This is a genomic window from Pseudomonas sp. FG43, from assembly GCF_057809175.1.
On record NZ_JBMDJL010000005.1, the window covers coordinates 20,610 to 35,586 of the forward strand.

General features: G+C 57.5%; 8 protein-coding genes. 2 read left to right on the top strand and 6 right to left on the bottom strand.

Going from position 1 to position 14,977, the window contains the following annotated elements; translation table 11 throughout:
- Positions 1-20: 20 nt before the first annotated feature.
- From ACODS3_RS07670 to msbA, 3 genes are read right to left on the bottom strand one after another with little or no spacing between them, the layout of a single operon-like run.
- Positions 21-1,448 carry a PIG-L deacetylase family protein gene (locus ACODS3_RS07670; protein ID WP_489033944.1) on the bottom strand — a complete coding sequence of 476 codons (1,428 nt, stop codon included), beginning with the start codon at positions 1,446-1,448 and terminating at the stop codon, positions 21-23.
- A 14-nt stretch (positions 1,449-1,462) separates the two neighbouring features.
- On the bottom strand, positions 1,463-2,359 hold the full coding sequence (locus tag ACODS3_RS07675; RefSeq protein WP_489033993.1) for a GNAT family N-acetyltransferase: 897 nt from the start codon (positions 2,357-2,359) through the stop codon (positions 1,463-1,465).
- Entirely contained in the window at positions 2,359-4,146 is a 1,788-nt protein-coding gene (msbA, locus tag ACODS3_RS07680) for a lipid A export permease/ATP-binding protein MsbA (protein WP_304574793.1), read from the bottom strand. The genes ACODS3_RS07675 and msbA overlap by 1 nt, the downstream gene beginning before the upstream one ends.
- 57 nt (positions 4,147-4,203) lie before the next feature.
- Between msbA and ACODS3_RS07685 the strand changes: the two genes are divergently transcribed.
- On the top strand, positions 4,204-4,797 hold the full coding sequence (locus tag ACODS3_RS07685; RefSeq protein ID WP_304574794.1) for a BUD32 family EKC/KEOPS complex subunit: 594 nt from the start codon (positions 4,204-4,206) through the stop codon (positions 4,795-4,797).
- A 44-nt stretch (positions 4,798-4,841) separates the two neighbouring features.
- Here the strand turns inward: ACODS3_RS07685 and ACODS3_RS07690 are convergent, their stop codons facing one another.
- Genes ACODS3_RS07690 through ACODS3_RS07700 form a run of 3 tightly spaced genes read right to left on the bottom strand, consistent with a single transcriptional unit; the run spans position 4,842 to position 8,447 of the window.
- Positions 4,842-5,804 (bottom strand): glycosyltransferase family protein, encoded by a 963-nt coding sequence (locus ACODS3_RS07690; RefSeq protein ID WP_201018217.1) that lies wholly within the window; start codon positions 5,802-5,804, stop codon positions 4,842-4,844.
- Positions 5,804-6,700 (bottom strand): glycosyltransferase family A protein, encoded by an 897-nt coding sequence (locus tag ACODS3_RS07695; RefSeq protein ID WP_201018218.1) that lies wholly within the window; start codon positions 6,698-6,700, stop codon positions 5,804-5,806. Before ACODS3_RS07695 ends, ACODS3_RS07690 begins: the two co-directional genes overlap by 1 nt.
- Entirely contained in the window at positions 6,693-8,447 is a 1,755-nt protein-coding gene (locus ACODS3_RS07700; protein ID WP_201018219.1) for a carbamoyltransferase family protein, read from the bottom strand. Before ACODS3_RS07700 ends, ACODS3_RS07695 begins: the two co-directional genes overlap by 8 nt.
- A gap of 284 nt (positions 8,448-8,731) precedes the next feature.
- Here ACODS3_RS07700 and ACODS3_RS07705 point away from each other — a divergent pair, with 284 nt between their 5' ends.
- Positions 8,732-14,851: a membrane-targeted effector domain-containing toxin gene (locus ACODS3_RS07705; RefSeq protein WP_201018220.1), complete on the top strand. Its 6,120-nt coding sequence runs from the start codon at positions 8,732-8,734 to the stop codon at positions 14,849-14,851.
- Positions 14,852-14,977 lie beyond the last annotated feature (126 nt).

Here is a 14,977-nt window from a genome sequence, read left to right on the forward strand (position 1 = left end):
CTCAAGACGCCAGCAAGCAGCTATACCTTTTCAGTGGAAGACCGGGGCTTTACGTCCTGCACCCAGAACAACTCATGCCGCCGTACAGCCTTGCGGAAAAACTCGTTATCTCCGGTAGCAGGCCAGCGCCGGCCAGCCAGTAACTGTTGTATCCACCGCCGGACCTGCTTTTTGAAAGGCAGCGGATCCTGCAGGTCATGCTGCATGGCCAGAGCCATTGCCTTGTCAATGCGTTGAGCATCATCCAGAAGGATGCTGCAGACAGGCAATGGCTTCACAGGAGCCGTCGCAGGTGGCAAGGCGATGCCATACCCCGCAGGTCCCATGGGCCAGCGATCATTGTCATGCAAGTGATTGGCATACAACAACAACGTAGCGGGTCGCCACTCACTCAACTCAATGGCCTGCAGCAACGCTTCGGTCGCCGCGACATGGTCACGGTGAGGATCCAGCTCCAGATGCGGCGTGACAACTACTTGCGGTCTGAAATGTTCCAGAACACGCACAATGTCAGCCACCAGATTCGTCCAGGTGGGAAGGCCATCGGCCTCGGAGGGCAAGGAAAACGCCGAAGCCTGACGCCAGAGACGAATATCGCTTTCCCCAGACTCACGGGACCCGAACGGCACTGCCGGCTGCTCCTGCATTTCGGCAAGGCGCAGGCAGTAATAACCCAACTGGACACAATGGTCCTGAGCCACACCGCCCCATAAAGGCACAGCCAGGCTATCCCAGGTCCGCAAGCGCCCCTTGAGCACCGCAGCTTGCACAGGGTCCAGCCCCAAACGACGATAACTGTCGGCTTCTATCTCGCCCTGAGTCAGGGTCATGATCGCAGCGTCAGGTGCGCGACTGTAAAGGCCGAAGGCAGCAAGCTCTGCATCATCGGCATGAGGTGCCAGCACCAGGAGCGACTGGGCGCTGTAATCGGGGTTGCTCATGGCATAAAGCGTGAGCGAGCCGACGGACTTGCAGCGGCATGGCGCAAAAGAAAGCGTCCCTTGCAGCAAGGCAGCTTCCTGGCCGGACAGGTTCAAATAGCGCTTGCCTGCGACACCGCGCTCAAAATCCTGACGATCACTGCCCAGCCGCACGTAAGGATCAAGCCAGCGTCCCAGCCAGCTGGCTTTCAACTCGACAGCCAGAATCAGTGTATCGCCGCCTGACAGCGATGTGCCGGCCGCCAGCTCCAGCTTGCCATTGCGCAATCCGACTTCGAGGGTTCGGGCGCTGTCAGGGAAGTCGTAGCAGTAGTCGCTGTCCGGCTCGTAGAACAAGTGATCTGCAAACCAGGCTTCGTGAGCCAGCCACGCCAGAAACACAAGCGCAGGCGGCAACCACCATGCCACAAGAACCCCCACCAGAATCAGTACACCCAGCACCAAAACGGCCAGGTAACGCTTGCGTCGCCTGTGGCGTTTAAGCAACTCGTCCTTACGCCCGCTCATGGCAGCCCTCATCTTTAAATCTGATACACCGGATGAGTGTTACACCACCGGCTTTTGTATTCCCGATCAGCGCGCCCAAACGAATAACGCAAGGGTTTGCCTAGGGAATCTGCATATTCCCATTGAGCCTGAGTGTTCACAAAACTCAGAACACTGCCTGGGCTCAACTCATTGAACTGCGGATCGACACCGCCGTTCACGTACTCAAGACTTACCCATTCAGGAGCCTCGACACGGTACAGAACCTGTATGGCCGCAGGACGGTCGGCAACGTACACGACAGAACCTGTCATGAACTCCCGCAGAAGGGAAAACACATCGACCAGATGGTCCTTGCCGGGCACATCAAAACCCCAACGCTTGTGAAACAGATCGGCGTAGATCGACGCCTGTTCCTGGGAGGTCAGTTCACTCATCTGGCGGATCAGCCCGCCAGCTTCCTCCAGCAGGCGTTGTTCACGGCGCTGGTTATAACGGAACTTCTTGCTGTATTCCTCGGGGCGACGGGCCAGCGCCAGACCTTCGGACTGGATGCGCAGGTTGCCGATCCGGCCACTGTTGAGCTCCGAGACATAGCGCATGCGGTGCCGCACTGGCACGCTGCAATCCTGGGCCACGGGCAGGATGATCTCGGAGTTACCCAGATCGAACATGCCCCGCAACCCTTTGCGCTTGGTGACATCACGCGAAAGGGCAATATGACGCCCCCAGGAAGGCAGCGCGGCAATTGTCTGGCCATCGCGCACTACGCCCAGATAACGCACGGGAATACCGACCAGCGATGACAATCGTTCTATGACCTGAGGATGGGTGGCAACGCTGCCACCATAGCGCGCCCAGACCTGGGCATACTCGTCTGCATCGATAGGGGTCCAGCCACGTTCACGCCAACTGCGAAGATGCCCGAGAATCAAAGGGCGCCTCCTGTAACGCCCTCGCTTTCTTCCTTGAAATCCTTCTCGTGAAGACGCGCGTAGTAACCATTGAGAGCAAGCAATTGCTCATGGGTACCGCGCTCGACAATCTGGCCACGGTCCATGACCAGGATCAGATCAGCCTTCTCGATGGTCGTCAGGCGGTGAGCGATGACCAGAGTCGTGCGGCCCTTGACCACTTCATCCAGTGCAGCCTGGATATGGCGCTCGGATTCGGTATCGAGTGCCGAGGTCGCTTCATCGAGGATCAGCAGCGGCGCATTCTTAAGCAGGGCACGAGCAATCGCCAGACGTTGACGCTGACCACCGGAAAGCAGAACACCGTTCTCGCCCACCAGGGTCTCGTAACCCTGAGGCATCTGTACGATGAACTCGGCGGCATAGGCGGCTTCGGCGGCCTTTTGCACATCTTCGATGGGCGCACCGGCAAGATCACCGTAGGCGATGTTGTTGGTGACGGTATCGTTGAACAAGGTGACCTGCTGGTTCACCAGCGCGATGTGCTGGCGCAGATTGTTCAGTTTGTAATCTTCTACATCGACACCATCGAGAAGGATCTGCCCTTCGCTGTGGTGATAGAAACGCGGAATCAGGTTGGCCAGTGTGGATTTCCCGCTACCCGAGCGTCCCACCAGCGCGACCATCTGCCCCGGCTCGGCAGTGAAGGAAATATCCTTGAGCACCGGCGTCTCGACATTGGGATAGGCGAACGTCAGGTTACGCACTTCCAGACGACCGGAAACATGTTCCTGCTCGCATGTGCCGCTGTCCACTTCAGGCTCTTCGTCCAGTTGCTCGAAAATGTTTTCGGCAGCCGCCAGGCCTTTCTGGATGGTCGCACTCACTTCCGAAAGCTGACGAATCGGCTTTGGCAACAGGCCTGCCGCAGTGATGTAAGCGATCAGTTCACCAGCAGAAGCATCGCCACGCATGTACAGCACCAGATACATCAGAATCGCCATCGCCACATAAATGACAAGCTGCAGCATCGGCGTGTAGATGGACTGCGTGCGGGTCATGCCGAGGCTGCGGTTCATGTTACTGGCGCTGGCATCCTGAAAACGCTGCTTCTCGTATGTCTCTCCGCCGAAACTGCGTACAACCCGATAACCCTGAATCGCCTCTGAAGCGACATGGGTAACGTCGCCCATCGCTTCCTGGATTTTCTTGCTTTGCTTGCGAAATTTCTTGCTGGCGCTGCTGACCATGACCGCGATGATCGGCAGGATGGCCAGCATGACGAGGGTCATTTTCCAGTTGCTGTACAGCAGGTAACCGATCAGGAATACAACCGTGAACCCTTCACGAATCACCACTTTGATTGCATCGGTGGCCGCACCGGTCACCATGGTCACGTTGTAGGTGATACGTGAAATCAAGTGGCCGGAATTGTGGTTATCGAAATAACGGTTTGGCAGGGTCAGCAGGTTATCGAACAAGGAGCAACGCAGGTCATGAACAACCCCGCGAGCCACTTTGGCCAGGTAATAGTTACCCAAAAATGAGCCTATGCCTTGGTAGACCGCAATGAGTACAATCAGCAGCGGCACCCCGAGGATCAGCGACACACCGAGAAACTTGGTGCCGTCCGGCTCCTGCAAGGCGTTGAGAAAGTGTTTGAGCATGTCGGCCAGCATCGGCTGACTGGAGGCGAACAAAAGAAAGCCAATGATACTGACGGCAAACGCCCTCCAGTAGGGGAGCACGTATTTCAACAATCTCAGATAGATTTTCATGCTTGACTGCTGGGTAGAACTGGCCATTAACGCGCCCCGTACCATTCAAAAGAGAGACAGATGCGCATTGTAACAGCGAACCAAATGCAAGATTGGCTAACCGAAGGGACCGTACTGGAAAAAGACAGCCATGGCCCCAAGGTCATCAGCCTTGCCAGCGGTGAGCTATTGAAGATTTTTCGCAGCAGGCGCCATCCACTGCTGGTTCGCCTGAACCCCGATGCACAGCGCTTTTATCAGCAAAGCTGTCGCCTGCGCGAACGAGGCATCAGCACGCCACAGGTCAATGATGTTTTCTGGGTAGAACCTGCAAAAGGTATCAGCGCATGCCTTTATCAACCCTTGCCAGGCACCCCGCTGGACTCACTCTACAAGCAGTCGTTTGAAGCCTTCATGAACCTGCTGCCCGAGCTTGCCCAGTACATCCATTTCCTGCATCAACGTGGCATCTATTTCCGCTCATTGCACCTTGGCAATGTGCTGCGTACGCCCGACCAGGGTTTTGGGCTGATCGACTTCCTCGACACCCGCTTCAAGAGAAAGCCGCTAAGCAAATCGATGGTCAGACGCAACTTCCAGCATCTGCAGAACTACCTGCGACGCAGCAAGATTTCCGACTTTCCGTGGGAAGAGCTGATGCGATCTTATGAGCTGGCAGCGACCAAGACAGCCGCCTGAGACAAGCCCTCTCCCGATGCGAGAGGGCGGATCAGCAAGTACGGTTATCCTTTAGAGAAAAGCTTAAGCACTAACCGGTCAAGAAGACTCATCGGGCCGCCCGCCGAAAACTCACCCGATAGATGCTGAAAAACAACTTCAGACTGTTTGAAGTAATCAAGATGCTGCCTCGCGAAAAGCATCCCCTGTTCAGCTATACGGGCAAGTAGTGCGGGGTCGCTGCGTAACAAAGCCAGCTTCTCCGAGAACTCGTTATCGTCACTGTAGAGCATGACGTTGACGCCATCCTCAAGCCCAAGAGCCTGCTCTTCACCGTGCCCTTGGCGGTAGGCCAGCAATACACAACCGCAAGCCATGGCCTCGAAGTTTTTCGCCATATATTCGCCAAGCCCGATATCGGCACTGACAAATACTCGAATGCGATTGAGCGCTTCACGATACTCATCGCCGGGCGCAGTTCGCATGAGCTCAAGCTGATAACGATCAACAGCCTGCTGCAGGAAATCACGCCGCTCACGGTATGTATCACTGCCCAGACGACCGATGAACCCTAGTTCGATATCGCGCTCGGCACCATTGGCATACAGCGAGGAAGAGTTATAACCCTTGGCCAGAAAACGGGTATCAACGCCCAGTTCCCGAAAGCGCTCGGCCACCCAAAAGCCCGTCATGATTATTTTGGCGTGGGGAATCTTGCGATAGAAAGCAGAGAATTTTCCCTGCCACCGAGAACCGGAAATGAATTCCTGGCAGGCGTCTTCCTCGTAGATCAGCAACCCTGAAATACGCTTGAGCTGGCGAGCCTGCTTGCACAGGTATCGGAAGAGCAGATCAACCACGACCCTGTCATAGAGCGAGAAATCGATCGCACTCAATACACGGCCCAACTGTTTGTGCTGGTCACGGTCAACGTGGCGCACTTCCACATCGGCAAAGCGCTTGAGCCCTTCCCACAACTGGCGGTTGTCGGGTTCTCTCGGAGTACAGGTCAGCACCAGAATGCGCATCAGCGCTTCCCGAACTTGAGCGCCTTGCGCAAGTAACTCCACTTCAGAGCCTGCAAGGGACTGAAACGAAGAGCACGCAGATAATAACGACGCGCTACGGAGTAATCGCCAGCCAGTTGAGCGGCACGGAACAACGAGAGATAGACCTGAGCCGAATAGCGAGGCAGAAGAGACCTGCACTCGTCCGGCAGGTGCGCAAATACTTCCTTGATCAACCCTGTGGCCACGCTTTCTTCATCGGCACGGCTATGGCGCAAGCTATCGGCGTGCTTATAGATACGCGCTATTGGCTGATGAACCAGAGCAACCGGAGCACTGACCAGGGCATAGGCAAACACCGGTATATCCTCGCCCGAGCGCAGGCTTTGCGGATAAGGGCGCTTGAGCAGAAGATCGCGCCGCAGCAGGGTGCAGCAATGGGAAACAGCGATTTTCTTCTGCAACAGATACCGGCGCACCAACTGCTCCGGGCTGCCCTGGGCCGGCGTCGGCTGGCGAACCCGCTCACGCCCGTCCGGGTAGACCGAGATCTGGCCTCCCAGCACCAAACCCGCATCAGGATTGTCAATCACCGCCTTGCGCATCGAAGCCAGCGCATCCGGCAACAGCTCGTCATCGGCGTCCAGCATCAGGGCATAGCGCCCCCGAGCCAGGCGCACACCATGATTACGCGCTGCCGCCGCCCCCGCATTGGCTTGATGCACAACGGTCATGCCACTGCCATGGCGGGCCTGATAATCATCAAGCACCCGCTGGGTATCGTCGGTGGAACCATCATTGACGACAACCAGCTCAACATCGTCGGTCAACTGAGACAGCACTGAATCAATCGCTCGCGGCAACAACAAGGCATAGTTGTAAGCGGGGATGACGACGCTGATCAGTGGCTCAGGCATTCTCGTACGTATCCACGCCGTCCTTGACGACCAGAATGTCTTCCATGATCAGGTACTGCAGATCCGACCCGAAGAACATGTTCAGCGCATCGGTGGGCGAGCAGATCATCGGCTCACCGCGACGGTTGAGCGAGGTGTTGAGCGACACACCGTTGCCGGTCAGGTTTTCCAATGCCTTCATCATGTCGTAGTAGCGCGGGTTGTATTCGCGCTTGAGTACCTGGGCACGGGACGTTCCGTCTTCGTGGACGACTTCCGGCACGCGGGTCTTCCACTCTTCAGCCACTTCGAAGGTGAAGGTCATGAACGGCGCCGGGTGATCGATGGTGATCATCTGCGGCGCCACGGTGTCGAGCATCGACGGGCAGAAAGGCCTCCAGCGCTCGCGGAACTTGATCTGTTCGTTGATGCGGTTGGCAACGCCCGGAATGCTTGGGCAACCGATGATAGAACGACCACCCAGCGCACGCGGACCGAACTCCATGCGGCCCTGGAACCACGCCACCGGATTGCCTTCGACCATGATTCGGGCGATGCGCTCGGGGGTATTTTCGATCTGGCGCCAGACCGGCTTGTCCGGGTGACGGGCGCAGGCTGCGATCACGTCCTCGTTGCTGTAGGCCGGGCCGAGGTAGACGTGCTCCATCTTCTCGACCGGCACGCCACGAGCGTGAGAGACATAAGCCGCTGCACCGACCGCCGTACCGGCGTCGCCGGAGGCTGGCTGGACGAACAGTTCTTTCACTTCCGGACGGGCAATGATGCGCTGGTTCAGCTTCACGTTCAGCGCACAGCCGCCCGCGAAGGCGATCTTGCCGGTTTCCTTGAGGATGTCACCCAGGTAGTGATCCATCATTTGCAACGCCAGTTTCTCGAACAGCGCCTGCATGCTGGCGGCGTAGTGGATGTAAGGCTCATCGGCCACATCGCCTACACGTTTCGGACCCAGCCATTCGATCAGTTTCGGCGAGAAGTAGAAGCCCTTGCCGTTCTCTTTATAGCGACGCAGGCCGATGACGTTGGCCAGCTCGGTATTGATGATCAGCTCGCCGTTTTCAAAGGTCGCCAGACGCGAGAAGTCGTACTTGCTGGCATCGCCATACGGCGCCATGCCCATGACCTTGAACTCGCCGTCGAGCATCTCGAAACCGAGGAATTCGGTGATCGCGCCATACAGGCCGCCGAGGGAGTCCGGGTCGAAGAATTCCTTGATCTTGTGGATCTTGCCGTTTTCGCCATAGCCGAAGAAGGTCGTGGCGTACTCACCCTTGCCGTCGATACCCATGATCGCGGTCTTTTCCTTGAAACCGGAACAGTGGTAGGCGCTGGAAGCGTGGGCCAGGTGGTGCTCGACCGGCTCGATCTTGATCTTTTTCGGATCGAAGCCCAATTGCTCGAGGCACCAGACGATCTTGTTGCGGTAGCGCTTGTAACGGCGGTTGCCCATCAACAGTGCATCGAGTGCGCGGTCAGGTGCGTACCAGTAACGCTTGGCGTAGTGCCAGCGAGCCTTGCCGAACAGGCTGATCGGCGCGAACGGAATCGCCACCACATCGACGTCCGAAGGCTTGATGCCTGCCTGCTCCAGGCAGAACTTCGCCGACTCGTAGGGCATGCGGTTCTTTGCATGTTTATCGCGAACGAAACGCTCTTCTTCAGCCGCCGCAATCAGCTTGCCGTCGATATAAAGCGCTGCGGAAGGATCATGGCTAAGGGCGCCGGACAGGCCAAGGATCGTCAATGCCACTAGGGTCTAGCCTCTTTAGTCTGCATGCAGGCGCATCGCGCCCGATAAAAGGTGTGCCCCCCGCACTGCGGGCCAGGGACAGCTAAAGCGCGCGATTATAGCGTAATGACCGGGGATTTGGCTCGGGGACTGAAAGCCGATCCGAATATATAGACAGGCTTTGCATCCAATAACTATCTACGCCCTCGCTGCGCACTGCTTCTGATTGATTGAGCCCATCACTGTCGGCCCGACGGCCCTCAATCAAACCTCAGCGCTTGAAGTGCTCAACGGAAAGTAGACACATGGAAACATTGCCCCCTCCAACCGGGCTCCCCGACGATACATTGCCAGCAGCCTCGGCCGCCCTCAAAAGGCTCGCAGAGCTGAGTACCAGCCTGCAGACAGAGTTGGGCGAACTGCCTACAGCGCAGGATACCTTGCTGGATGCAATCACGACCTCGGACACCTCACAGCGAGAGCTGGAAGTAGCCCGCCTGTTGCAACGCATCGATGATTACTGGGATTCGCCCAGCGCGTCAGACGGAACCCGTTACGAGAAATTCCTGACCGGCATGCAGCAAACCCTGCGTGACGAACTCAGCGTCAAGATCCACGAACGAGATCTCACCACACAATATCTGGCGTGCCTGCCCGCCTCGCGCCGTCGGTCGGACAGTCCGACGGCGGTTCCTCCCAAAATCTTTTCTCTGCATGTAAAGCTTCAGGAGCAAGAGCAGGTCGAAGTGGCCGGCGCTCTGGTAATGAGCCAGGATCAGGGTCATACCTTGCTGATAATGCCGGGCATCGGCGCAACGGGTTTCACCAGCCAGGCACAGATGCTTGAAACCCTGCCCGACTGGCTAAACAGCCCGACCTTGAGAGATGCCCTGTTCAACTGTATCGAGCAGCGCCATCAGGACGTGCTGACAGAGATCGGCAACGATCCTGATCTGCATCTTGAGCCGTTCACGGCAGCCGACCTGCTGCTCACGCCCATCAGCGATTCTCCCTACGCTCACGCCATGGACAGGCTGATCGACAAACAGCGCAAAGATGTCCGCTACGCCTGCATGTTGACGAGCGTCGATAACCGGGAAAAACATCAGGCACTGATCCAGAATGCCATTGGCATGCGCGGCCTGTTCGGCCCCGGAGCCCTGCTGGAACTGCGCGAACTGGCCTCTCTGGAAAGCCGCTATCGCCGCAGCCTGCCGGACTGGATCAAGATGGCCAGCCAGGATGACCGCAGCACCTATGCCGAGCGCCTGCAGCAGTATGATCAGGCACGCGCAGTCACGGTGAGCGCCCTCAATGCGGCGGCATCCCCGGAGCAGTTTGCCAGGGCACAACTGCGCATACGGATGGCAAACGATCTGGGTTACGACCTGGACCCGAGCACCATCAAGGCCAACACTCAGCGCACACTTCCAGTGACAGGCGAAGCCTACACGGTGACCCGCTCATTGACGGAACTGGCGCTGTACGGCCTGCATCCGGGCGACGGCAAAGCCGGTTCGGAATTTCTCGGGCACACGACGCTCAGCCTTGAAGACGCGCCGCTGGCAGAAGAGCACTCATCCTTGACCCCGGCCTATCTGGTCAAGGTCATCGAAGAACTCGACCTGCGGCTGACCTTCGCAGCCTTTCAACAGGCGCAGTACCGTAAAGAACACAATCAGCAACTCATGCACTTGCTGACTCGCAGACAGATAAGCGCCCTGGCTTACGCCGCCAAAATGCAAGGCCATATCCGGCCCGAGGATTTCACGATTGTCGAAACGGTCACGAATCCGGCACAGGGCAACACGGATTTCCGCCTGATCGTCCAGCAGGTCAAACTGAACCGCCAGGTACTGAGCAAATTGCTGGTCGTTCGCCAGGAAACGACAACAGGTCAGTTGGAGCGCCTGATCATGGTTGCAGTGGACGCTCCGCAGACTCAGTGTTTCTGGGCCTTCGACAATCAAACCCAACTGCGCAATGAACTGGTCGGCTGGGTGGTTTCGGACAAGCTGTGCGACTACCTGCTCAATCAGGTGGAGGTTGCGGCTCGCGCCGGGCTTGCAGCGCAACTGGCGGCTTTGAAACTCAAACCCTACCCGCCCGAGGGCTTCCTTGAACTGGTCAGCCTGTCAGGCTTTGATGCTGGCCTGCGCATTCTCGCCGAACAGCACATTCGTGTGGCGTTATCCGAGCAGCAGCGACACACGCCTGACTGGTATCGGCATGCCACCCCGGCACAACGCCAGGAACTGGTGGCTCTTGAGGATGCAGCCAACGGCGCACGCAAGAATTACGACGCCAAACCGCATACCCATATGCAATCCTTCAAGGCCTACACCCATGAACGGGCAAGCAGGCAGATCAGCAAACTGCTCGACGTACCGGTAGGCCGCGTAGATCCCGACCTGATTGTGATCAGCAGCGAGCGCGAGACGCTGACCTATACCGACATGCTGCTCAATGGCTACGACGACAGCATCGGCATCATCCGCAGTACCGCCGACACCCAGGCAACCTTCCGTGGCCCGGAGGGCGTGAACCTGAGCGCGCTGTCGCCTGTGAAAGTCGCCGAGTCGGTACGCAACCAATGGCTGGCCGACGACTACATCGCTCTCGTGAAAAACACCCTGCTCAATACCGGCTCGCAAGGTTATGAATACCGTCGCAAGACCAGCCTGCTGATGACACAGCTACAGATGAAAGCGGCGGCCTTGCGCAGCCTGCTCAAGGGACATATCAGCGCGACGCAGTATCAATGGCTTTGGGATTCCATCGACCACGCCCATCTGAGCGATGCAAGGACGCGCGAGCAATACCCGCTGTATCCGTTACAGATCCATGTGGATAAACCCTTTATCGCCTCAGGCGTGGGAGGCATCGATCAACTGGTCATTCCCGACACCAACCTGATTCACGTCGAAACAGTGCAAGGCTGCATCGCCATCCTTCCCATGTCCATCAGGCAGGCGTCGCTTCTCTACACGCCACAGGCACCGGACGGCATAGAGTTCCGCCTGTTCAGCAGTTTCACCGATTCACTCGGCACACCGGGCATGATCGACTACTACAAGGACCGCTGCCGCCTAAAATCACGCAAGGCCCTGTCGTTCTTCCTGAGAGACATGCAGAAGGGCAACGCCAGCAAGGCACCTTTTCTACCCAGGGAATCCATTTCCGACTTCGCCGACACCTGCTTCAATCGCCCGATCCTGCGCAAACTGCGGGATGTGGAAGAAACCACCACCGGGCGCAATGACATGCTGGCCAAACTGATATGGGTCAGCATCGAGGTGATAGCCACCATTGTCACTCTGCCCTTTCCGCCTGCCAGCTTTGCCGTGGGTGCCTTGCTGTCCCTGCATGACACAGTTCGTGCGCTCCAGTCCTTGCGTGACGGCGACAGCGAAACCGCCAGCGCCTACATACTGACCGCCATGCTCAACAGCTTCGGCGCGGCAGGTGATCTGCATTCAGGCCTCAAGGGTTTCGGCGGCGTGGTACGCCAGATCGGTCCGCCACCTTCACCCGACTCGGCTCTACGCCCGGTGAAACGTGTGCCCTCGTTACCCCGCTACGAAGACCTGTATCCCATAAACCTGCACGACGAAGCCCTTCTGGTCGGCAAACCGGATACCAACGGTTACTTCCCGGTCCTGCGCACTATCAGCAGTTCCTCGACCGAGGTCAGTAGTACCGGACAATTCGTAAAACCCGGTGCCCGCGGCACATGGCAAACGCCGGCCCCTGCACTCGATACCGCATCCGCCTCCGCTACGGGCGTGCGCGACGGGCTTGAAGTGCATCTTTCATTGAGTAACGTACCGCGTATCGGCGACGGTCACGCCAAAGGCATCAGCACAGTCAACGGCAGGCAGTACATCGAGCTTTCCGGCAAGACCTTTGAGGTCCAATACGACGCGCAGATCCGCAGTTGGCAGATCATCGACCCGGCCAACCCGTTCGCTTTTTTCGGCAAGCAGCCCGTATACCTGGATGAACACGGTACATGGCAGCTCGCTGACCGTCAGCAGTTACGAGGCGGCGGACGGGACAGCCCGCAGAACTACAGACCGTTGCCAGAAGCAGAAGCCACCGGCACAGGCACGACGCCTGGCGACTACGAGTTGCCGGCACAGATGCAACCCCACATGGAGCTCATTATCAGCGGAGAGGGCTATGACCCGAGCGGGCTGGGCATGATGCAGTACTTTGAAACCTACTTCGTGGAGATGCGCCTGAGATTCACCGTCCTCAGGGAAAAGCTCTACCACGATGCCCATGCCTTTTTCAGTGCGCCGTCATTACCACCACGCCCTTCATTACCGACGCTTGAGTCCGGGGCAAGCCTCGACACGCTGTTCGAGAGCCTGCTGGCACACAATAGCGGCCTGGTCCTGAGCGAAGCGCCCAGGTCGGTCGCCAGCAAGCGCCTGCTTATCCAGAACATGCCTCTTCTGGCCAAGGAACGGGTCGAGATTCTGTACATCGAGCATCTGTTCACTGACAAGCATCTGCCAAAACTTGCCCGCTATCGCCAACTGGGCAAGAAGACCCGCTCCGGCTCCCATGAAATCAAGGAGCATCTGGAATATCTCAACGACAAGGCCCTGAATAACCAGACAACAGAGTACGACTATTACCACTTGATCAAGATCGCCCACAGACATGGCATCGAAGTGCGCCCGTTCAGCTCTTCGATCAGCTATCCGCTCATCCGGCACCCCGTAGCGGCTGCCGCAGGCGATACAGCAGCCAGCCAGAAAATGAGCAATTTCTTTGGCCATAAACTCATCAGCAGCGACGTAGCGAGTGAGCCATCAAGACGCTGGATCGCCCTTCTGGATGAAAAGCTGGCAACCACCCATGGCCAGATTCCTGGTATTGCCGAGCTTCAAGGCGTGCCCAGCGTTCATATCCAGGACGTTGCGAGCGGCAGCCCGACACGGATCAAAACCACTGCAGGCTCAGCGCCAGCAGACCCGGCAGCCCGTTGCGACTTCACGATAGAGTTCGCCAACCCGTTGACCATCCCCCCCGCAAAAACATTACCCGAGAGCACCCTGCTGGACATGGCTCTGTTCAAGGAACTGGGCAACAGGAAAAGCATCGAGAACCCACAACTCTGGTCGGGCGAATACGGTTTTCGCTGGGCTGACACCAAGGGCTGGTTGCGTATAGAGCCCGATCACTGGACGCCCAACAGTCCATCGAGCGCCATTCAGAAGTCGCTGGCAGATGCCACGTACGAAGTCCCGCTGGAGAACAGAAGCACTCTGTATCAGTTGGCGAACTTCGAGCATAAAGGGCTGGATCAGCATTACTTTTTCATGGACCCGGAACTGAGCGCGGTACGGGGCAAGTTTTTCCAGGTGCGCGCCAAGCTGCAAGCCGATGCCCGAAATATTGCAGCCATCGAACTGCCTGTGCGCCCGAAAATGCCTAACGTAGAGTCAAAGGTTCCATTGCCGGACTTTCTACAGACGCTGTACCAGCACACCGATGGCCTGGTGATTGGCGAGTCTCACTCTTCAGTGGCCAGCAAAAAGCTGATTATCGACAACCTGCCATTGCTGTCGCAGCAGAAGGTCAAGACGCTGTACCTGGAGCATTTGCTGGCTGACCTGCACCAAGCGGATCTGGACCGTTTTTTCGAGACCGGGCAAATGAGCAAGACCCTGCTGCATGACCTGAAAAGGCTCGACAGAGGACACTATACCGACCCGAACAGGATCTATACCTTCGAGCAATTGGTACTCAAGGCCCAGCAGAATGGCGTGGAGATCCGTGCGATCGACTGCTCGGCGAGCTACCACCTCAAGGGCATCCTGGGAGAAGCACCTACCACTCGTCAGCAAATGATGAATTACTTTGCGCACCTCACCATTCGCAAACATCAGGAAGTCATGGGCTCACACAAATGGATCGCTCTGGTGGGCAACACTCACGCCAACACCTACCAACAGATCATACCGGGCATCGCCGAACTGGAAGCCGGGATCGGCCTGCGCGTTATCGATACCCCGCCCGGACAATCCAGAGGCGTGATAGCCGATCCGGGCGACAGGATCAGACGCGGCCTGATCCCTGAAACCGTGCCGATCAAAAGCGATTATCTGGTGGAAATGGAAATCCCGGGAGCAACCCAGGCTATCGTCACACGCCCTGTGCAAACGCTGCCCGTCGAACAGCGACTGACCCGGCCCGGAATGTTCCTGATCGAACAATCGGAGGACGGCCTGCAAACCATCGTCCACCGATCACGGGACACCTTCATTCACCGCACGCCGATACAGGTCAATGCCGAAGGCAAGCTCTACATCGACCGCCCGACCTGGACCAACACCCACATGACGCCTTACAACAACATGTTTGCGCTGGTGGCGGCACTTGAGGAGTTGAACCTGATGCACGTGACCTGACTGGTGGCAGGCAAGTAAGGATCACAATTCGTGGGAGGGGCCTTGGCCGCGACAAGTCAGTTTCAGGCAATGCAAATGTGTTGCCTCAAGCTGGTCGTCGTGGCCAATGCCTCTCTCAATTCATGA

What these genes read in the sequence shown, in the direction of transcription:
- ACODS3_RS07685 (WP_304574794.1), top strand. Translation starts at nt 4,204, where the DNA reads ATGCAAGATTGGCTAACCGAAGGGACCGTACTGGAAAAAGACAGCCAT.
- msbA (WP_304574793.1), bottom strand. Translation starts at nt 4,146, where the DNA reads ATGGCCAGTTCTACCCAGCAGTCAAGCATGAAAATCTATCTGAGATTG.
- ACODS3_RS07695 (WP_201018218.1), bottom strand. Translation starts at nt 6,700, where the DNA reads ATGCCTGAGCCACTGATCAGCGTCGTCATCCCCGCTTACAACTATGCC.
- ACODS3_RS07670 (WP_489033944.1), bottom strand. Translation starts at nt 1,448, where the DNA reads ATGAGCGGGCGTAAGGACGAGTTGCTTAAACGCCACAGGCGACGCAAG.
- ACODS3_RS07705 (WP_201018220.1), top strand. Translation starts at nt 8,732, where the DNA reads ATGGAAACATTGCCCCCTCCAACCGGGCTCCCCGACGATACATTGCCA.
- ACODS3_RS07690 (WP_201018217.1), bottom strand. Translation starts at nt 5,804, where the DNA reads ATGCGCATTCTGGTGCTGACCTGTACTCCGAGAGAACCCGACAACCGC.